The 18,887-nt window shown below is 29.8% G+C and carries 22 protein-coding genes; 9 read left to right on the top strand and 13 right to left on the bottom strand.

Going from position 1 to position 18,887, the window contains the following annotated elements:
- Nucleotides 1-59: 59 nt before the first annotated feature.
- A complete protein-coding gene (locus ABXT66_RS05845) occupies nucleotides 60-527 on the top strand; it encodes a MaoC family dehydratase (RefSeq protein WP_443642555.1) in 468 nt (155 codons plus the stop codon).
- Nucleotides 528-531: 4 nt separating this feature from the next.
- The gene (locus tag ABXT66_RS05840; RefSeq protein WP_443642554.1) at nucleotides 532-1,650 is read left to right on the top strand and encodes a trypsin-like peptidase domain-containing protein; all 1,119 of its coding nucleotides are present in this window, start codon (nucleotides 532-534) and stop codon (nucleotides 1,648-1,650) included.
- On the opposite strand, the gene ABXT66_RS05835 is transcribed toward ABXT66_RS05840, so the two are convergent.
- The 7 genes from ABXT66_RS05835 to ABXT66_RS05805 form a co-directional block, all read right to left on the bottom strand.
- Entirely contained in the window at nucleotides 1,643-2,890 is a 1,248-nt protein-coding gene (locus ABXT66_RS05835; RefSeq protein ID WP_443642553.1) for a S8 family peptidase, read from the bottom strand. The genes ABXT66_RS05840 and ABXT66_RS05835 overlap by 8 nt on opposite strands.
- A 6-nt stretch (nucleotides 2,891-2,896) precedes the next feature.
- Entirely contained in the window at nucleotides 2,897-3,658 is a 762-nt protein-coding gene (locus ABXT66_RS05830) for an SDR family NAD(P)-dependent oxidoreductase (RefSeq protein WP_443642552.1), read from the bottom strand.
- Nucleotides 3,659-3,675: 17 nt separating this feature from the next.
- A complete protein-coding gene (locus tag ABXT66_RS05825; protein ID WP_443642551.1) occupies nucleotides 3,676-3,891 on the bottom strand; it encodes a glutathione binding-like protein in 216 nt (71 codons plus the stop codon).
- Between the two features lies 1 nt (nucleotide 3,892).
- Nucleotides 3,893-4,324, bottom strand: coding sequence for a glutathione S-transferase (locus tag ABXT66_RS05820; RefSeq protein ID WP_443642550.1), 432 nt, complete (start codon nucleotides 4,322-4,324; stop codon nucleotides 3,893-3,895).
- A 48-nt stretch (nucleotides 4,325-4,372) separates the two neighbouring features.
- Nucleotides 4,373-5,134 carry an ABC transporter permease gene (locus ABXT66_RS05815; RefSeq protein WP_443642549.1) on the bottom strand — a complete coding sequence of 254 codons (762 nt, stop codon included), beginning with the start codon at nucleotides 5,132-5,134 and terminating at the stop codon, nucleotides 4,373-4,375.
- A 3-nt stretch (nucleotides 5,135-5,137) separates the two neighbouring features.
- Nucleotides 5,138-6,058 (bottom strand): ABC transporter ATP-binding protein, encoded by a 921-nt coding sequence (locus ABXT66_RS05810; protein WP_443642547.1) that lies wholly within the window; start codon nucleotides 6,056-6,058, stop codon nucleotides 5,138-5,140.
- A gap of 148 nt (nucleotides 6,059-6,206) precedes the next feature.
- Nucleotides 6,207-6,494, bottom strand: a complete 288-nt coding sequence (locus ABXT66_RS05805; RefSeq protein ID WP_443642546.1) for a hypothetical protein — start codon at nucleotides 6,492-6,494, stop codon at nucleotides 6,207-6,209.
- Between the two features lie 98 nt (nucleotides 6,495-6,592).
- Between ABXT66_RS05805 and ABXT66_RS05800 the strand changes: the two genes are divergently transcribed.
- A complete protein-coding gene (locus ABXT66_RS05800) occupies nucleotides 6,593-7,354 on the top strand; it encodes an SIR2 family NAD-dependent protein deacylase (RefSeq protein WP_443642545.1) in 762 nt (253 codons plus the stop codon).
- A 3-nt stretch (nucleotides 7,355-7,357) separates the two neighbouring features.
- Here ABXT66_RS05800 and ABXT66_RS05795 read toward each other — a convergent pair whose 3' ends face one another.
- The 3 genes from ABXT66_RS05795 to ABXT66_RS05785 are packed head-to-tail and all read right to left on the bottom strand — an operon-like array spanning nucleotide 7,358 to nucleotide 10,561.
- Nucleotides 7,358-7,795, bottom strand: a complete 438-nt coding sequence (locus tag ABXT66_RS05795; protein ID WP_443642544.1) for a PaaI family thioesterase — start codon at nucleotides 7,793-7,795, stop codon at nucleotides 7,358-7,360.
- 48 nt (nucleotides 7,796-7,843) lie between these two features.
- The gene (locus ABXT66_RS05790; RefSeq protein WP_443642543.1) at nucleotides 7,844-8,932 is read right to left on the bottom strand and encodes a mandelate racemase/muconate lactonizing enzyme family protein; all 1,089 of its coding nucleotides are present in this window, start codon (nucleotides 8,930-8,932) and stop codon (nucleotides 7,844-7,846) included.
- A gap of 27 nt (nucleotides 8,933-8,959) precedes the next feature.
- The gene (locus ABXT66_RS05785; RefSeq protein ID WP_443642542.1) at nucleotides 8,960-10,561 is read right to left on the bottom strand and encodes a flavin-containing monooxygenase; all 1,602 of its coding nucleotides are present in this window, start codon (nucleotides 10,559-10,561) and stop codon (nucleotides 8,960-8,962) included.
- A 150-nt stretch (nucleotides 10,562-10,711) separates the two neighbouring features.
- On the opposite strand from ABXT66_RS05785, the gene ABXT66_RS05780 reads away from it, so the two are divergent.
- The 4 genes from ABXT66_RS05780 (at nucleotide 10,712) to ABXT66_RS05765 (ending at nucleotide 14,476) form a co-directional block, all read left to right on the top strand.
- Nucleotides 10,712-11,134 (top strand): Hsp20 family protein, encoded by a 423-nt coding sequence (locus tag ABXT66_RS05780; protein ID WP_443642541.1) that lies wholly within the window; start codon nucleotides 10,712-10,714, stop codon nucleotides 11,132-11,134.
- A 75-nt stretch (nucleotides 11,135-11,209) separates the two neighbouring features.
- Entirely contained in the window at nucleotides 11,210-11,428 is a 219-nt protein-coding gene (locus tag ABXT66_RS05775; RefSeq protein WP_443642540.1) for a hypothetical protein, read from the top strand.
- Nucleotides 11,429-11,748: 320 nt separating this feature from the next.
- A complete protein-coding gene (locus ABXT66_RS05770) occupies nucleotides 11,749-12,699 on the top strand; it encodes a TAXI family TRAP transporter solute-binding subunit (protein WP_443642539.1) in 951 nt (316 codons plus the stop codon).
- A gap of 25 nt (nucleotides 12,700-12,724) precedes the next feature.
- A complete protein-coding gene (locus ABXT66_RS05765) occupies nucleotides 12,725-14,476 on the top strand; it encodes a TRAP transporter permease (protein WP_443642538.1) in 1,752 nt (583 codons plus the stop codon).
- Nucleotides 14,477-14,728: 252 nt separating this feature from the next.
- Here the strand turns inward: ABXT66_RS05765 and ABXT66_RS05760 are convergent, their stop codons facing one another.
- Together ABXT66_RS05760 and ABXT66_RS05755 are read right to left on the bottom strand one after the other, a co-directional pair.
- The gene (locus ABXT66_RS05760) at nucleotides 14,729-15,034 is read right to left on the bottom strand and encodes a hypothetical protein (protein WP_443642537.1); all 306 of its coding nucleotides are present in this window, start codon (nucleotides 15,032-15,034) and stop codon (nucleotides 14,729-14,731) included.
- A 225-nt stretch (nucleotides 15,035-15,259) separates the two neighbouring features.
- Nucleotides 15,260-15,724, bottom strand: a complete 465-nt coding sequence (locus tag ABXT66_RS05755) for a pyridoxamine 5'-phosphate oxidase family protein (protein ID WP_443642536.1) — start codon at nucleotides 15,722-15,724, stop codon at nucleotides 15,260-15,262.
- 99 nt (nucleotides 15,725-15,823) lie between these two features.
- Here ABXT66_RS05755 and ABXT66_RS05750 point away from each other — a divergent pair, with 99 nt between their 5' ends.
- Nucleotides 15,824-17,062, top strand: coding sequence for an MFS transporter (locus tag ABXT66_RS05750; protein WP_443642535.1), 1,239 nt, complete (start codon nucleotides 15,824-15,826; stop codon nucleotides 17,060-17,062).
- Between the two features lie 15 nt (nucleotides 17,063-17,077).
- Nucleotides 17,078-18,022, top strand: a complete 945-nt coding sequence (locus ABXT66_RS05745; RefSeq protein ID WP_443642534.1) for an SMP-30/gluconolactonase/LRE family protein — start codon at nucleotides 17,078-17,080, stop codon at nucleotides 18,020-18,022.
- Nucleotide 18,023: 1 nt separating this feature from the next.
- On the opposite strand, the gene ABXT66_RS05740 is transcribed toward ABXT66_RS05745, so the two are convergent.
- Nucleotides 18,024-18,884, bottom strand: a complete 861-nt coding sequence (locus tag ABXT66_RS05740) for a hypothetical protein (RefSeq protein ID WP_443642533.1) — start codon at nucleotides 18,882-18,884, stop codon at nucleotides 18,024-18,026.
- Nucleotides 18,885-18,887 lie beyond the last annotated feature (3 nt).

The following is an 18,887-nucleotide window of genomic DNA, read 5'->3' as shown; positions in this document are numbered from 1 at the left end:
TAAATAAAGGTTAATATCAAACCTTGCTATTTGTATCATTGAAGAATAATTTATTATTTATGATTAATTCAGATAATAATTTGAGTAGTAATCAGGGTAAATACTTTGATGATTTTTCGATAGGTGACAAATATCTTTTGCCATCTAGAACTCAAACTAGTGGTGTTTTTTCCATGTTTCAGGCTGCATCAGGTGACAACGATCCAATTCACTATGATGTTGAGTATTGCAGAGAAAGGGGGCATCCAAATATGCTAGCCCACGGACTTCAAGTTTTTATACAAACAGCAGCAGGTGCGGGTACGTTTCCAAGTGAAGTAAAAAATAGCTTAATTGGTTTGATAGAGGTGTCAGGTAAAATGTTAAAAGCTGTTTATAGAGAGGATACATTATATCCAGAACTTACAATAACTAAACTGACACCTCAAAATTCAACAGGTATTATTGAAATGGAGGCAACAATTTTTAATCAAAAAAAAATCCTGGTTTTCAAAGGTATTCACAAATATCTAATAAAAAAGAATTAAGTTAATGCATAAGTTTAAATTATTATTTTATATCCTTGTATTATATGCATTTATTTTTTCAAATAACGCTTTTTCAGCTTCTAAAAAATGTACGAATATTAAAAAAATTTGTAATGTATTAGATAAAGTGGTTGGTATCAAAACACCTATGATGATTGCAAGTGGTACAATCATTAATGAAAATTTAATTATTACTAATAGACATGTTGTAGAAGATCATAAACAATTTATAATTAAATTTAATGATGGAAAAATTAAAAAAGCATTCCCATTAGCCCATAATTTCCCTGCTGATTTAGCCTTGTTAACTTTAAACAAAGAAAAAGATATTCCTAATGAATTAATCTACTCAAAAAAAATTAAAGGCTTTATCAATGTTGTAGCATTTGATCAAGGTAGGAATTCAAATAGAATATATAAAAAAGGTAAAATTATTTCATTTTCAGATATAACAAAATATCCTCAAGGTAGAATTCATACTACTGCCAACAGTTTACCAGGTAATAGTGGAGGGGTAGCTGTTGATGAAGATGGAAATTTTGTTGGAATACTGGCTTCTGGCGACGGAAACATTAATGAAATAATACCTATTGTGTTGATAAATGATGTATTAAAAAATACTAATGAAATATATAAAGACCAGTTCTTAAAAACAGGTAAGTATATTAGACTTTGTGCCGACAACTTAGATATTTCATTTAATACAAATGAAAAATTAGACAAAAAAATTACAAAAAATATTGATAATTATTGCTGGAAATCCAATAACAAACAGTTAATAGATCAGGCTGGACAAACTTTTGGAAGGTTAGGGGATCTGAAAAGATCTACCAAATTTCTTGAAAAAAGTATTAAACTTGATCCAATGAGTCCAAATTCTCTTCTTTCTTTGGCAATAACTTATCATATAGATAGAAAAATAGAGAAAGAAAGACCTATAATTAAAAGGCTTTTAAAATTAACTCCTGAAAACCCTCAAGTGTTAAGACTTGGTGTCCAGGTTGCAGGAATTTTAAAAGATAAGGAAATGTCAAAAAACGTATTAGATTTGATAAGTAAATATAACAAAGATGCATTACCTCTTGCTAAAAAATTTATTGATAACGCTTTTAATTCTAATTAATTAAGTAATCATCTAAAGGGTCTGGTATCCAGCCAAATTTTGTTTTTTTAATACCTTTTTGTATGGCTCTTCTTTTAAGGAATTCAAAAATTTTATCATTATTTGCTTTTGGGTTTTTATCAATAAATCTTGAAATTAATGCTACTAATCTTGGAACAGCGTAGCTTGTACCACCTGTATATGATTTAACCCCTCGATGATCAATAACTTCCATTCTTTCTGCAGGAACTATAAAGTCAACTGATGATTTTCCTATATTCGAACCTCGACCTATTCTACCATTTTGGTCAGAAGAAGTTACCGTAATTATGTTTTTTAACTTTAAAGCAGCAGGATAAATTGGTCGTCTATCAATATCAAATCCATTATTTCCTGCTGAAACTACAAAAATAATATTATTATATTTTCTTGCTGTTTTTTCAAAACATTCCCAATCTTTTAAATTATTTGAACCCATGGACAAATTTACTAGTCTTATTGAATTATTAGCAATGTGTTCAATAACTTCTTTAAATCTACACATATCTAATGCAGGAAATCTATATGGCGCTATTAGTGATTTTGGTGCTTCTTTTGCTAAAACACTAAAAACTGTAGAGCCATGATGTCTAGGATAAAATGGATTTTGTCTCGGATCACTATCAAAAGGTTTGTCATCATTATCCCAATAATCAAACCCAAGAATAGTTCCATTTTTAATAGCAATATTCTTATGAAATTGGCTTAGTGTGTAATTTATACCTGTATCAATTAAAGCAATTATATTTTTATTGTTTGTAGAAGTTAATTTAGGTTTATTGGGATTTAGTAATTGCCTTTCTTCAACACTATAATTTTCTACATTTAAGGATTGAATTTCATAAGCTATAGAATTTTTATCATAAACTATTCTTCTTATATTTTGGAGAAGACAATTATGACTAGATCGCAATTCTATAGTTGGTTTGTTAGCATTGTTATACAAGGTGAAAATTAGTTTTTGGATTTTATTAGAACGATATAAAATGTTAATTCTTAATGTTTCTTCTTTATCTTTATAAATGTGAAGGTTCTTAGTTTTCTTTATTGCTGACCAATTTTTATTTATGTCCTTATAGTTGTTGGAAACTATATTTGAACAAAATGATTTATATATATTTTCAGCATGTAAAAGATTTTTATCTATTGCACTGGCATTACATTGGAAAGTTAGAAGTAAACAGGTAAAAAAACTTTTAGGAAATAAATATTTTTTTATCATATTTAATTATTTTCTTAATGAAGGCAGTCCAACACCAGTAGCTTCAAATCCTCCATCAACAGCTAAAGTTTGACCTGTAATATAAGATGCTTTTTCAGATGCTAAAAAATAAATTCCATTAGCAATTTCTAATTCTGTTCCATATCTATTGAGTGGTATAGCATCGTGATAAGCTTCAATTATATCTTGAGTATGGACTGCCATTGCTAATTTAGTTTTCACGGGCCCTGGTGCGATACAATTTACTCTAATTCCATACTCACCAAGTTCAGCTGCTTGCTGCTTTGTCAGTTGAATTACAGCGGCTTTTGAAGTCCCGTAAGCAACTCTTAGGGTTGATGCACGTAAACCTGATATAGAGGCGATATTAACTATATTACCTTTTGTTTTCTTTAAGGAAGGAATTGCTTTTTGGGTGGTAAGAAATACGCCATCTAAATTAGTTTTCATTACCTCATTCCATCTGTCGATTGTTGTCTTCTCAATTACTCCAAAATCAGCCACGCCTGCATTATTTACCAACACATCTATTCTGTTATGCCAATTTAATATTTCTTCATACATATTGTCTAATTGTTTGCTATCGGAAATATCAAAGCAGAACTTTTTTTCGTTAACATCATTTGTAGATAAATTATTCAACTCTTCCTTATCTTTATCAACAAGTGCAACTCTATAGCCATTTTGTTTAAATAATTGAGCGGTAGCATGACCTATGCCTCGTGCTGCTCCTGTTACAATCGCTAGTTTAGTATCTAAACTTTTCAAATTTAAAAACCTATTTTTCACATTAAATTATTTATGGGATTAGATGTTCTTTTTTCAAGTTTCATTTGCCATCTAAATACATTCACATATTCTTTTTTTAGATCAATCTTTAAAATTTTTGATAAGTGCAACATAAAGTGACCAGTTATATCAGCTATTGAAAACTTTTCTCCTGATATAAATTGGTTATGTTCTAGATGAGGGTTGATCCTATTAAGTAAAATTTTAAACATTTCAATTCCTCGAATAACTAGCTCTGGAGACTGTTTTATTTTGTTTCTTGTTCCTGGAACAACCTTTCCAGCAAAAAAAAAAAGAAGTTTTGTTTCTTACTGAATGCAAAAGAGGCAGAAAACCATCTAATTCAATTCGTCTATTCCACATATCTATAATAGCCTCATCCTTACTATTTTCACCGAACAAGTTTGGAGTTGGGTATATGGATTCAAGATAACGACATATAGATATTGTTTCTGAAATAACGGTACCATCATCTAACTCTAAAAAGGGCACACAGTTGAACGGGTTCATAGTGTTGTATGGTTCTTTAAAAATTTCATCTTCTCTAACATTTACTTGTACTGTTTCTAATTGTATATTTTTTTCATTCAGAAACATTTCAACTCTGAGTGCATTCGCTGCGGGTGTAAAATTATATAATTTCATAAAAAAACCTCAAATAAATAATAAAATTAAAAATATTTCATAATATAGTTAGTTTTTAATCCTATATCCTGTTCTAAAAATATACCAAATGATACTTATGCAAATTGCAGTGAACGATAAAATAAAAATTACACTTGCTAAAATAGGTACATCACCAACGCCAAAAAAGGTCCATCTAAAACCTGAAATAAGATATACAATAGGATTTATAAGTGCGAAATCTTGCCAAAATGGCGGAAGCATGTCAATTGTATAAAAACTTCCTCCAAGAAACACTAGTGGTGTAATTATTAACATAGGTGCTATGTTTAGTTGTTCAAAATTATCGGATACAATACCGATTATAAATCCTAGTAAACTAAATGTTACACATGTAATTAGCAGAAAAAATATCATAAAAAATGGATGAACTATATTGATGTTCACAAATAAGTATGATGTAGCTAATATAATTAATCCTATAGCAAAAGCTTTTGTTGTAGCTGCTCCTACATAACCAATTACAATTTCTACAAATGACAGGGGAGCAGATAGAAGCTCGTATGTTGTGCCAATAAACTTAGGAAAATATATACCAAATGAAGCATTATTTACGCTTTGCATTTGCACAGTCAGCATAATTAAACCTGGAACTATAAAAGCACCGTAGGAAACATTACTAATATTATCCATTCTAGAGCCTATGGCAGCTCCAAAAACAATAAAATACAGAACTGTTGATAAAACAGGAGACACAAGACTTTGAATTAAAGTTCTAAATGATCTATTCATTTCATATATATATATAGCTTGTATGCCTCTAAAGTTCATATGCTAATCCTTAATAATTTTTACAAAAATTTCTTCTAGAGATGTTTCTTCAGTTTGGATGTCAAAAAGATTTATTCCAATATCATTCATGTCTGATAATAGAGATGTAATTCCAGTTTTCACATTACCTGTGTTGTAGTAATAATTGAATGAATTACCATCATCAATTAATTTTAATTTATATTTTTCTAAAGGTTTAGGGATTTTAGTAATTGATTTTTTAAGCTTAACTTTAAGAGTTTTAACACTCATTCGTTTTATTAACTTATTTTTTTCTTCAACTAAAAGTAATTCTCCATGATTTATGATGCCGATTCTATCTGCCATCATCTCTGCTTCTTCTATATAATGAGTAGTTAAAATTATTGTAACACCTTCTTTTTTTAACTCTCGAATGATATTCCACATATCTTTTCTTAGCTCAACATCAACTCCAGCAGTTGGTTCATCCAAAAATAAAATGCTTGGGTTATGACTCAAAGCTTTAGCAATCATAACTCTTCGCTTCATACCACCGGACAAAGATTTAATAATGTTATCTTTTTTATCAAATAATTGAAGCTTGATTAATAGTTGGTTTAAATACTTATTATCATCTTTTTTTCCGAACAATCGTCTAGAAAATCTAATCGAATTTATCACTTTTTCAAATGGTTCAAGTGCTAATTCTTGGGGTACAAGTCCTATAATTTCTCTTGTTTTCCTATAATCTTTTATTACATCAAATCCATTAACCTCAATTTTACCTGAGGTAATAGAAGTTAAGCCACAAATAGTAGATATTAAGGTAGTTTTCCCTGCTCCATTAGGGCCTAGAAGAGCAATTATTTCACCTTGATTAATATTTAAATTTAAGCCATTTAAGGCTAAAAATTTATTATCATATTTTTTAACTAAACTTGAAACTGTAATAATTTCTGACAACTTTACATCCATAAAAAATTAAATATTTTTATATATATTTAAAATTAAAATTACATTAACAATTTACAATAGATTTGTATGTTTAAATCAGAAAAAACTTCAAAAATATAAAATAATTTATATATAGGTTTTATCTATCAATAAAATTTTACTTAGAATTCAATGGATATGGCTTCTGATCTTTACTTAAATCAATTCTTAAACATGTAATATATGAACTGTTAATAATTATCTCATAAATATAATTTTCATAAAAATAATTTGTATATTGTGTTTTATTTTTTAAAGAACTCTTACCCATATCCTTTCCATTTGCAATTGCCTCTATACATTTATTATAAGGAGGAGACAAATCCACATTAGATTTAAAATTCCAACTAGCAGAAATAGCTTTTGTAGAAATTAAACAGGTCATTGCAATAATAAAAAATCTCATTTTATTTACTCTTTGATTTAAGTGACTAAAATTATTTCTCTACATTAATGAGCAATAAATTGATATAATTATATTTATATTTTTTTATAAGGTTTTTTATGTCAGGTGAATTGTTTATTACTGGCGCTGGTGTTAGTGCAAGCAGTGGTATACCAACATTTAGAGGAAATGATGGCTTTTGGACTGTAGGAAGTAAAAATTATACTCCTCAAGAAATGGCGACAAGGATAATGTACGAAAATAATCCTGCTGACTTTCTACTGTGGTATTTTAAAAGATTCGCATCATATAGAGATGTAAAACCTAATACTGTTCATTATTGGTTAGCAAATAAACAATTAATAACTCAAAACATTGATGGTTTAGATGGGCGTGCTGGAAATAAAAATTACATATCTATTCATGGTAGATTGGATAAAGTTGTGCTTTATCAAAATGAAATGGATGTACAGTCACCTTTTGATGCCAATTGGAATGAAATTGATCTTTCATTAAATCCTAATGATGAAGAGTTAAAAAAAAACTTATTGGATAAATTTAAAATAAATTTAAATAATTACAATATTTTATCACCAAAACTTGGGCTTTCATTAAAGCCTTACGTTTTATTGTTTGATGAGATTTACACAGATTTATATCGTATGTCAGAAGCAGAAGAGTGGATGAATAATGCCGATAAAATTATATTTATGGGTACATCATTTAGTGTTAACATTACTTCTATTGCCTTAAGGACAGCAATAGCAAATGGAATAGAAGTGGAAATTGTAGATCCTGAACCTATAAAATTGAATTATAACAAAGTTAGATATTATGAAATGACTGCTGAGGAATATTGTAATATGAGAAAATCAGGTTAATTTTTATTTTTTTAATGGTATCCATGTTGCGCTTGCATAAGCAGCTAATTTTTTATCTTCCCTATACATATGAGATTGAAGAAAACCAATTGTTTTACCTTGTTTGAGAAAGCTACCTTCACAAACAACTATCCCTTCTTTTACAGGTAAAAGATATTTAATGTTCATTTCTAAAGTTGCTCCTGCACCGATAGTGTGATGAAGTAAATGTCCCATTGAAACATCCATTGCAGTAGCAATGATCCCACCATGCAGAGTGCCTTGAGGATTTTGCATTGGAGATTTAACTGTAAATTGTACTACACAAACATCATTTTTATATGAAATTTCAAAACCAAGGAATCTGGAAAGATAAAATGATCCAAATTCTTGTTTATCAGAGCTTTCTGCATTTAAAGCCATTGAGGCTCCATCATTTTTTATTTTTAAAAAATCGTTCATTAAAACATCCTAATAAATTGTAATTTCTAAACTTTAAAGATGACAATTTTAATCTATTAAAAAATTTTTCAATTTATCAAAATCAAAACTAATACCATGTCCAGGTTTTTCAGGAGCTTCTGTGTATCCATTTTTTACTCTTAAAGAGTTTTCAGTAAATTCATCAATATTCCAAGCATGAAACTCAAGATAAGAAGCGTTTGGACAAGAGGCCAGTAAGTGAACATGAAGGTCATGTACGCCATGAGAACATATAGGTAGATTATTAATTTCAGCTAACTTAGCTATCTTCATAAATGGAGTTATCCCGCCACATGTAGTCAAATCTGGTTCTAAAAAATCCACACCATTTTCGTTAATTAACTGATTAAATTCTGATAAAATATGAAGATTTTCACCAGCTGCAATTGGAATTTTACCTAAAGTGCGAAGATAAGAATAGCCTTTAAAATCATCTGGTTTTATAGGTTCTTCTAGCCATACTAAATTAAATTTTTCAATTTCTTTAAATGCATGTACTGCTTGATCAACCCTCCATGCCTCGTTAGCATCAGCCATCAGCATTATATTGTCTGGAAGATGATTTCTCATTGCTTCTAATCTTTTAAGGTCCTCTGAAAGAGTTGCTCTACCGAGTCTCATTTTAATAGATTGAAAGCCTTGATTAAGTGATTTAGTAGCTCCTAAAAGTAATTTTTCTGTTGAAAAATTTAAGTCAATATTGCCAGCATATGCCAGAACTTTTTTATCATGACCTCCTAACAAACGCCAAATTGGTTCATTTAGGCAAATACCTTTTAGATCCCAAAGCGCAACATCAACAGCTGCAATTGCAAAGCTTACGGGAGCTCCTCTACCAGCATAATGCGTGTCTTTCCACATATTTTTCCAGAGCAATTCAATTAATCCAGGATCTTTATCTAATAAAAGGGGGACAAAGCTATTCTTAATGATAGATGCAATTGCTAGTCCTTGATTTTCATGAACAGTTATGTATCCTATGCCTTGTTTACCGTTATCGTTGTCAATTCTGCATATTACTAGATCAAAAGCTTTCATTACTCCAGCCGCATACGCTTCGACTGGTTCAGGTAATGGAATTTTATAAGTGTTTATTTCGACATTTGAAATTTTCATATTTAACACCTTAAAGTTAATAGTTTTTTAAGAAAATTCAAAACCTTTGTAGTCGCTCTCAATTATCTCATCACATATATTCTTGTAATTTGCAACTCCTCCAACATACGGCATAAAATTTCTTTTTTTGCCAACTATATTATCTCCATTATACCAAGAATGTGCTAAAGGGTATAAAGTTGAATGAGCAACATCATTATTATGTTTTACCCATTCATCTTGATTTTTGCTTTTTGCATTTACCGCACTGTAATTATTATCCTTTTTATGCATTATTAAGTTATGAATAAAGTCAACATGTTGCTCAATAGATAAAATCATTTGACTTTTTACACCTGGACTTTGTGGGCCAGTAATCATAAATAAGTTTGGAAATTCAGATACCATTATACCTAAATAAGTTTTGGGTCCCTCAGCCCATTTCGATTTTAAACTTACTTCATCTTCATTAGTAATATTTATTGCATTTACTGACCCTGTCATTGCGTCAAAGCCAGTAGCAAAAACTAGATCATCAAATGTGTATTCAGTCCCATTAGTAACTAATCCATGTTTGTTTATTTCGTCAATTGGCTTCTTGGATATATCTATTAAAGAAACATTGTTTTTATTATAGGTTTGAAAATAATTACTGTCTAAACAGAGTCTTTTAGTACCAATTGGATGATCAAAGGGGCATAGTTTTTCAGCTGTAGATTTATCATTAACAATTTCTCTTATTTTGTTTCTTACAAATTCAGCTGCTGTATCATTAGCTTTCTTATCAGTTAATAAATCAGTAAATGAAAAAAGCATTGCCTGCCCACCTTCTTCCCAAGCTTTTTGGTATATTGAGTTTCTTTCATTTTCACTTACATCAAAAGCAGATTGTGTTGGTGGTTGATATTTAGCAATTCCAAAAGATGAGTTCTTTGCAAGTTGCCTATATTTAAGATAATTCTTTTTATAATTTTCTCTTTTATCTATTGGTAATTTTGAATGTCGAGCTGGTAAACTGAAATTTGGCGTTCGTTGAAACACCAATAATTCCTTAGCCGTTTCAGCTATTATTGGAATTGATTGTACACCAGACGATCCTGTTCCAATTATCCCAACTGTTCTGTTTTTAAAATCAGGCATTTCTTTTGGCCATGCACCTGTATGAAAGATGTTGCCTTTAAAAGTATCCACTCCATTTATCTTAGGTGTATTAGGAGTGGATAAGTTGCCAGTAGCTAAAATTAAATATCTACATTTAACTATAGAATTATCATCACAAGTAACTAACCAGCTTTGAGTGTTCTTAATAAATTTTGCTTTAGTAATTTTTGTATTAAAATTTATATTTTTTCTTAAATTAAATTTTTCACACACGTGTTTTGCATAACTAAATAACTCAGGTTGTGTTCCATATTTTTCTTTCCAATTCCATTCTTGTTGTAATTCTTCAGAAAAAGAAAATGAATAATCCATACTTTCAATATCACATCTGGCTCCAGGATATCTGTTCCAATACCAGGTACCACCTACATCGTCACCTTGTTCAAAAATTTCTCCTTTGAAACCTTCAGATAATTGTTTATGAAGACTATACATACCTGCAAAACCTGCTCCTACAATTAGTGTATCTAAAGACTTATAAATTTTCAAAAAAACCTCCATATATTTTTTAAATACTAGGTATTGAAAAACAATTTATCAATACTTAAATAAATTAAGTGATGCCTTAATGGGTCACTATATAACAATACACGTCCATTATGGAGTGTTTAACTTAACTCGCTTTTAAAGGAGATTAATATGACTATACTACCAACACTTGCTTTACGTTCATTTGTAGGTTTTGATAACTTATTCAATGAGCTAGAAACAATTTCTACGCAAAAACAAAATTCATTTCCAGCCCATGATATAATTAGATTATCAGATGATGAATATGAAATAACTTTAGCCGTATCTGGTTTTAATAAAAAGGATATTTCTATTGATGTTCATGATGGTGTGCTTTCTATTAAGGGTAATGGTGGTGCTGATATTCAGGACGATAATGTTCAATATATCTACAAAGGAATTGCAAAAAGATCCTTTGAACAAAAATTTCGATTAGAACAATACGTTGATGTAAAAGATGCTAAACTTTCCAACGGTTTGTTAACTATATCTCTTTTAAGAGAAGTTCCAGAAGAAAGAAAGCCTAGGCAGATTACTTTAAAATCAGCTTAGATAATTGTAGGTTAGGATACTATTTAGTGTCCTAACCTTTTTTTAAAATTATAATTAATTAATTCAGGCGAATATATGGAATTTTTACTAATATGGGTCTTAGGTGGTGATGTAATCGATAGTGGATTAAGATACAAAAATGCAGCCAAATGCTTTTCTGAAGCACAAAACGCAGCAACTGAAATGCGTGAAGTTGGCTTAAAATCTCCCCAATTTACTTGCATTCCTATTGGAAAAGGTAAAAAATTTCAAATGTACAGAAAAGACAGTTCTAATTCACGATTTCCTTTTTAAAATTAGAACTCTTGTTATTTTTTGTAATTTTTTTCTATAATTTTTCTTATTTTTTGTAGTTCTTTTGTTTGCTTATCTATACCTAAATTTCTTCTGACAAATCCATATATCCAAATAATTAATAAGACTATTAATAATATAAAAGAAATTTCAAATAAAAATATTATAAAATTAATTTTTTCTTCAATTAAGTTTAGACTCGAAATAAAAGGTTTTAATAAATTATCCAAATTGTTTACCTTTTAATGTTTTAATGCAATAAACTTCTATTATTAATTTTATATTATGCTTTTTCAAATATAATATTTAGGAGGAATTTAATGAAAATAAAAAAATTACTATTATTACCTATTATTTCACTTTTTACTGTCAGTACATCATTTGCTGAAACACGTATAACTTATAAGTCTGCTAAATCAACCTCATCATATTACCAAATGGCTGTTCAAATAGCTGACACAATTAAAAAATCTACAAACGGCGATATGATTTTAACGATTGAAGAAAGTCAAGGTTCTGTTCAAAACGTTAAAGAAGTAGCAGGTAGGAAAGGTAATTATGTATTTACCACACCACCAGTACTTGTAAAGTTAGCTATAGCTGAAAAAGCAATGTTCAAAGGTAAAGGTAATCCTAATTATAAGAATATTAGAGCATTATTTCCAATACCATCTCTTACAATGCATTTTGTTATGTCAAAAAAATCAGGTGTAAAAACTTTTGAAGATATGGCTGGTAAAACTATTTTATTAGGAAAGGGTTCTTTTGGTGCAAAAGAAGGTGCTAAATATCTTAAAAAATTTGGTTTGGATGGTAAAGTGAAATTAGCTGAAGTTGAGCTTTCAAATGCCGTTCCTGCAATGAAGAATGGTCAAATAGATGGCTTTGTAACTGCTGGTTCTTACCCAGCTCCTAATGTTATAGAAGCTGCAGCATCTATGGGTGTGAATGTTATTTCTCTTACGGCAGACCAAATTAAGTCTTCTAAGAGAACTAAATTAATTATACCTGCAGGAACTTATTCTGGACAAAAATCAGATATAACCACAACGTCATTACCAGTTGTAGCGTATTCAACAACAAATATGAGTGACGATGTTGCATATAACTTAACCAAAGCATATTGGGATAATAAAGGTAAGTTAGGAAATGCAGCAAAATGGTGGAATGGGGTGTCTGTCAAGATGCTCTCCAATATTTCTACTAAAATACATCCTGGTGCAGTTAAGTTTTATAAAGAAATAGGTGCTAGTTTAGCGGATCATCATTAATTGAGCCGATCACCGTTAATTTAGGATGAAGCAACCAGAGAAAATATGGATTATATTTGGATTAACTTCTATTATTTTCCATATTTTCTTAATTTTTTCAGGTTTAGTGCCTAACTTAGTTTCAAGGCCATTACATATGGCATTAATTATCCCTTGGGTTTTTTTATATAAAAATAAAAACTTTTCCAAAAATATTATTAGTTATGTCTTTGTTGTTTTAGGGGTTTTTTGTTGTTTATGGACATCTTTTAACCATGAGTTATTAAGCGATCAGTATGGTTTTCTTGAAGGTGACTTCCAAACTTTTATTTCTCTTTCTTTATTATTGATTGTATTAGAAATGGCTCGTCGTTCTGTGGGTTGGCCACTGCCTCTTGTTAGCCTGTTATCGTTACTATATGGAATGTTTGGAAACTTTATCCCAGGAGAATTTGGACATCCAGGTATTCCTATAAATAGTTTTTTAGGAACATTAACAATTGCAGAAGGAGGCATTTGGGGAACATTAACAGGCGTTTCTGTTTCAATTGTAGCTATATTTGTTATTTTTGGTTCTTTTTTAAATTCAGGTGAGGCTGGATCTGGTTTTATGAATATTGCCATAGCATTTGCGGGAAGATTAAAAGGTGGAGCAGCCAAAGTATCTGTAATATCATCGGCTCTCTTTGGTTCAATTTCAGGATCTGCATCTGCAAATGTTGCCTCTACTGGAATGGTAACATTGCCAGCAATGCTAAAACTTGGTTATCCCAGAAGGCTCGCTGCATCAGTTGAGGCAGTAGCATCATCTGGAGGTCAGATAATGCCACCTTTAATGGGTGCTGGAGCTTTTGTGATGGTTGAGCTCACTGGTGTTCCTTATAATAAAATTATCCTAGCAGCTTTACTTCCTGCTATTTTATTTTTCTTTGCTGTCTGGGTTGGAATTGATTTTTACAGTAAGAAGTATGATTTAAAACCAATTAATAAAGAAAATTTACCCAAAAAATCTCTTGTTTTACTTACCTCCATTTTCTTTTTTATCCCTTTTTCAGTTTTATTAATATTTATGTATATTGGTTTTACTCCTCAGTACTCTGCTGCAGTTGCAATTTTAGTTTCTTTTTTCCTTCTCTTTTTTAACATAGATAATGGATTTAATTTTAAAATCGGATTAAATCGTTTTTTTAAAGCTTGTATTTCATCAGGAAGTCAAATTTCCTTAATAGGTTCAATAATATTATGTGCTTCAATAATTATTGGTATTTTATCAATTACAGGTTTAGGAGTTAAATTAACTTCATTTATAATATCTGCTTCAGGAAATAATATTTGGCCAGCATTACTTCTTACTGGCTTAGCTTGTTTAGTACTTGGGATGGAAGTACCAACCACAGCCGCATATGTGATATGTGTTTCAGTCGCAGGACCTGCATTAGTTGATATGGGATTAGAATTGCTTCAAGTTCATTTGTTTGTGTTTTGGTTTGCTTTACTGTCAACTATTACTCCCCCAGTTTGTGGAACTGTTTTTATTGCAGCTGGTATGGTTTCTGAAAACTGGCTAAAAGTTTCAATCACCTCAATGAGCTTGGGAATAGGGCTCTATTTTATTCCTTTGTCTATGATTGCAAATAAATCAATAATTGAATTAAATTCAACCTTTATTCTTTCAATATTAGCATTTGTGAAAATAGCTACAGGGCTAACACTTTTATCTTATTCTATTATCAGCAAACATAATGTTTTCTTAAGATTGGGAGGGTTTTTTATAAGTATTTTTATTATGTTTATTTAATAATAAAGAGTTTGAATGCTATAAAGGTTTTAAATACCACCATTTTCCAATATAACTTCTGCCTTCGCAAGCAATTAAGTTTCTATCAATGTCACTCATTTCTTGTAATTCTGGTGAATTTGAAAATCATTGTTACTTCCAATAATCACTGAAACATTGAAACTTTTTTTAATTCTTTTCATTAATTTTATTTCATCATTTTTATTTTCAGTACGATGAATTTCAATAATGATATGGGATTTTTCTAATTTTTTAAGAATTTTTTCCGTAAAAAAAACTATACTCTCCCCCTTCAATATCACATAGAACAATTGCTTTTGAAAAATCTATATTTTGCGGCAATAAAGATAAAAAGTTTTGATTAGTCACTTCACCTTTTATTGTTATATTTTCCGAGACTTGATTAATTTCTGCAATTTTTGCTAAAGCAGATCTACTTAAATCACTTTGTTCAAAAGCATAACAATGTTTTGAAATTCCTGAATATATGCAACCAATTGCAAAAAAACCATCTGCAGCTCCAATGTCTATAAGGATAGGTTTTTTAATTTTCGCCAAAACTTTTTGGATGTTATTTTCATATAAACCATAAACCTTAGATGCTATATCAGCTTTACTCCAAGAAATGTCCTTATTAATTTTTAATTTTTGAAAAGACCATTTTTAACTGTAAAATCATTTTTTTTTGCATGCTCTAAACTTAATAGGGACCAATATTTTTTTGTTAATTTGTAAAGTATTTTTTTCATTAAAGACTTTCAACCTACTTACTGTTAATTATATTTAATTATATTTTTTTTGATATGCTTTTCCAAAACCTTCAATAAATAGGGCTCTTTCCGGTTTAAACTCATAAAAATTAAAATCAATAAACATGCCCCACATCTTACTTCCTTTATCAACTTTTTCGTATGCGTTTAATAAATTTAAAAAAATTTTATTATTTTTATCTAATTTAATTTTTTTAATTTTTCCATTTAAAGTTAATCTTGGATTATTTAATTTAACTTTATTTTTTTCTTTAATAGAAAAGTAGAAGCTTACTTTATTATTATTATTTATATTTTGTGTGTGTTCACTTAAGTCACTAAGGAGAACATAAAGTATGTTATTATTCATCATAGGTAAAATTTTAGATATAGAAGGAAAGTTTTCTTTCCCAATAGTCCCAAGTAAAGAAAATTCATAATTTCCATTAATTATTTCTTGGATTTTTTTTTCTATTTTAGGATTGATGTTTTGATACATTTTTCCATTATGCTATAAATTAAAATTATTCCTCTAAGGATCTATAAGTAAAATTATTATTTATAGATAACAAAAATTTAGAAATGGCTAAACCTAATAATGATTAAAAAAAGTATTTTTTATCTTTTTGCATCTTTTTCATCAGTACTTGTTTTGTTTTTCTGCTTAGCGATGACTTCATTAAGTAGGGGGTCGGGGGAGAGCTTTGGTGTATTCTTGTTACCTTTGAGTACCCATTTCTCATGGGACAGAGCTTCAGTTGCATCTATTTATTCGGTCTATATGGTAAGTTTAGGTTTAGGTTCTTTATTATCAGGTATGGCTTTTGATAAATTTGGACCACGTTTCAATTATATGTTTGGAATCGGTTTACTTGTAATTGCTTATGGGTTTTTAGGAAATTTATCATCAATTTGGCAGTTTTATATTATGTTAGGTGTTTTTGGTGGTATTGGTGCTGCCATGGTTGGAGTTATTCCAGCACAGAGTTTAGTTTCTAGATGGTTTGACAAGAACCTTGGTACCGCCCTGTCGATTGCTTATGCAGGGCAGGGATTGGGTGTGTTAATAATGGCGCCTCTATCTCAAATATCTATAGATCACTTTGGTTGGCAAACTTCATATAAATATATTTCATATGTCTTTATTTTACTTTTCGTTATTGCCTCATTTGTTCCTTGGAATTTAATATCTAAAGGGGCTCATAATAATCCTAGGGGTACTAGCAACGGTAAGGCAGTTGGAGGAATGTCATTAATTGAAGCTATTAAAACTAAAACTTTTTGGGGCTTTTTCTTTATTTTTGGTTTTACAGCAATTGGTATTTTTGGAATCTCTTTACAAATTGTTGCATACTTGGTTTATATTGGATTCACAGAAGTTCAGGCTGCTCTGTCATTTGGAATTGCAGGAATATTAAACTTTGCAGGAATGGTTTTAACAGGTTTGGCTGCTGATCGATGGCCAAGACACATTGTAGCTACTATAAGTTATATATTAAGCTTTGTTGCAATTATTAGTTTAGCATTAATGCAATTATATTCTTCAGCCATTCTTTTAATATTATTTATTGTAGGATTTGGATTATCGGCAGGTGCTAGAGGTCCTATTATAACGACCTTGATGGCTGAAATATTTGCCGGTAAAGGATTAGCTTCTATTTATGGAGCTACCAATTTAGGTCAAGGTTTAGGTGCTGCTACTGGAGCTCTTTTAGCTGGCTTACTTTTTGATTTGACTGGTGATTATAATTTTGGTTTTCTTTTGTGTAGTATATTTACTTTTTTAGGTGCAATTTTGTTTTGGACTGTTCCTCAAATTAGATACGCACAAGTTTAAAATATAGGAAAAAATATGAATATTACTAAAAAAGAATTTAAAGTATTAGCTGAAAATTTGAAATTTCCTGAAGGTCCTATTTATATGAATGATGGATCAATTATTTTAGTAGAAATAGCTAGAGGTACATTAAGTAAAGTAAATAAAAATGGGTCAGTTGAAGTTGTAGCTGATTTAGGTGGAGGTCCTAATGGAGCGGCTATAGGTCCAGACGGTTATTGTTATGTTTGTAACAATGGAGGTTTTGAATGGGAAGTATCTTTTGATAATAAGTATATGAGACCTATATCACAAAGCAAAAACTACGTTGGTGGCAGCATACAAAAAGTGAATTTAAATACAGGTCAATTTTCAACTTTGTATAGAGAATGTAATGACATTTCTTTAAAGGGTCCTAATGATATTGTCTTTGATAAGAATGGTGATTTTTGGTTTACGGATTTAGGTAAAGTTAGAGAGCGTAACATGGATAGAGGTGCAATATATTGGGCAAAATCAGATGGATCTGAAATTAGAGAAGTTATTCAACCATTTATGACACCAAATGGTATTGGTTTGTCACCGGATGAGAAAACCCTTTATGTTGCTGAGACTGAGGGAGGTAAGTTATATAGCTATAAAATAACAGATGAAGGGCAGGTTGATAAGTTATCATTTCCAATCTCAATCAATGGAGGAAAACTATTAAATAATGAGGGTGGTATAAAAAGGTTTGACTCACTCGCATTAGAAAAAAATGGGAATATTTGTGTTGCGACACTAATTAATGGCGGTATTTCTGTCATATCCCCATCTGGTGATTTAGTTGAATTTGTTAAGTTTGATGACCCTTATATAACTAATATCTGTTTTGGTTCGCAAGATTTGAAAACAGCTTACATAACAGCGTCACATGAAGGTCTTTTACTTGAAGTTAAGTGGGATAGAGAAGGATTACCTCTAAACTTTCTCAATAAATAATTTAAAATAAGCTTAAAATTTCATCCTTTAAACTTTCTATAATCAATTTTGGATTTTCGTACTTGATATCAGTATTAAAAATTTCAAATTCAAGTTTTGTATTATCGTTTCTTTTAAAAACATATGTCATATATTTAGATAACTCTAAATTATTATTGTTATTAATATTATTAATTGACTTTCGTCCTGTAGGCCTAAAGTTTTCATCAAATTTAACATTAGAAAATTGAAGTAAACCTAATTTAGGAGATTTTTTTACAAATGTATCTAAGTCTATATCCGTAAAACTGTGATATAAATCTATAATTAATTTGTGATTATTGTTTTTAACTAATTTTAGACAGCTAGAAATAGAATTAAAATGTCCTTTTTTTAAAATCTCCCAACTTCCTATAGGTTCAATTCCTAGAGTTAAATTAAGTTTAGAAGCCTTTTCAAATAAAGAGTTTATTTTATTTAAAGTGTCTCTTCTAATGTTTTCTATTAATAACTTGTTACCTGTTGAAACAAACTCATTACTAACAGGATTAGGTCCACCCATTATTCCACCTGAAATAACGCAAATCAATTCAGGATTTAAAACTTTAGCAAAGTTTAAAACTTTTTCATTTTGTTTGAAATAATATGGGTCAGTAAAATAACCTACTGAATTGATACTGGTTACATTAATACGGTTTAAAGCTAACTCTTGTTTAAGTTTGTTCACTCCAAATTCTTCAATAAAATCAGCATGTAATCCAATGTTTTTAATACCAGATTTAATAATAGTCTCAATAAATTCAAAAGGGTCAATATTTCTAGGCCACATATAAGAATTTATTGATAATTTACTATCTAAAAAATCACGGTAATTGAATTTCATTTA

The organism is Candidatus Levibacter sp. Uisw_134_01, assembly GCF_047717795.1.
Taxonomy (GTDB): Bacteria; Pseudomonadota; Alphaproteobacteria; order Puniceispirillales; family Marisalimonadaceae; genus Marisalimonas.
This window is presented reverse-complemented; position numbering and strand designations above follow the sequence as displayed.

What these genes read in the sequence shown, in the direction of transcription:
- ABXT66_RS05845 (WP_443642555.1), top strand. Translation starts at nt 60, where the DNA reads ATGATTAATTCAGATAATAATTTGAGTAGTAATCAGGGTAAATACTTT.
- ABXT66_RS05840 (WP_443642554.1), top strand. Translation starts at nt 532, where the DNA reads ATGCATAAGTTTAAATTATTATTTTATATCCTTGTATTATATGCATTT.
- ABXT66_RS05835 (WP_443642553.1), bottom strand. Translation starts at nt 2,890, where the DNA reads ATGATAAAAAAATATTTATTTCCTAAAAGTTTTTTTACCTGTTTACTT.
- ABXT66_RS05825 (WP_443642551.1), bottom strand. Translation starts at nt 3,891, where the DNA reads ATGTTTAAAATTTTACTTAATAGGATCAACCCTCATCTAGAACATAAC.
- ABXT66_RS05820 (WP_443642550.1), bottom strand. Translation starts at nt 4,324, where the DNA reads ATGAAATTATATAATTTTACACCCGCAGCGAATGCACTCAGAGTTGAA.
- ABXT66_RS05815 (WP_443642549.1), bottom strand. Translation starts at nt 5,134, where the DNA reads ATGAACTTTAGAGGCATACAAGCTATATATATATATGAAATGAATAGA.
- ABXT66_RS05805 (WP_443642546.1), bottom strand. Translation starts at nt 6,494, where the DNA reads ATGAGATTTTTTATTATTGCAATGACCTGTTTAATTTCTACAAAAGCT.
- ABXT66_RS05800 (WP_443642545.1), top strand. Translation starts at nt 6,593, where the DNA reads ATGTCAGGTGAATTGTTTATTACTGGCGCTGGTGTTAGTGCAAGCAGT.
- ABXT66_RS05795 (WP_443642544.1), bottom strand. Translation starts at nt 7,795, where the DNA reads ATGAACGATTTTTTAAAAATAAAAAATGATGGAGCCTCAATGGCTTTA.
- ABXT66_RS05790 (WP_443642543.1), bottom strand. Translation starts at nt 8,932, where the DNA reads ATGAAAATTTCAAATGTCGAAATAAACACTTATAAAATTCCATTACCT.
- ABXT66_RS05780 (WP_443642541.1), top strand. Translation starts at nt 10,712, where the DNA reads ATGACTATACTACCAACACTTGCTTTACGTTCATTTGTAGGTTTTGAT.
- ABXT66_RS05775 (WP_443642540.1), top strand. Translation starts at nt 11,210, where the DNA reads ATGGAATTTTTACTAATATGGGTCTTAGGTGGTGATGTAATCGATAGT.
- ABXT66_RS05770 (WP_443642539.1), top strand. Translation starts at nt 11,749, where the DNA reads ATGAAAATAAAAAAATTACTATTATTACCTATTATTTCACTTTTTACT.
- ABXT66_RS05765 (WP_443642538.1), top strand. Translation starts at nt 12,725, where the DNA reads ATGAAGCAACCAGAGAAAATATGGATTATATTTGGATTAACTTCTATT.
- ABXT66_RS05755 (WP_443642536.1), bottom strand. Translation starts at nt 15,724, where the DNA reads ATGTATCAAAACATCAATCCTAAAATAGAAAAAAAAATCCAAGAAATA.
- ABXT66_RS05750 (WP_443642535.1), top strand. Translation starts at nt 15,824, where the DNA reads ATGATTAAAAAAAGTATTTTTTATCTTTTTGCATCTTTTTCATCAGTA.
- ABXT66_RS05745 (WP_443642534.1), top strand. Translation starts at nt 17,078, where the DNA reads ATGAATATTACTAAAAAAGAATTTAAAGTATTAGCTGAAAATTTGAAA.
- ABXT66_RS05740 (WP_443642533.1), bottom strand. Translation starts at nt 18,884, where the DNA reads ATGAAATTCAATTACCGTGATTTTTTAGATAGTAAATTATCAATAAAT.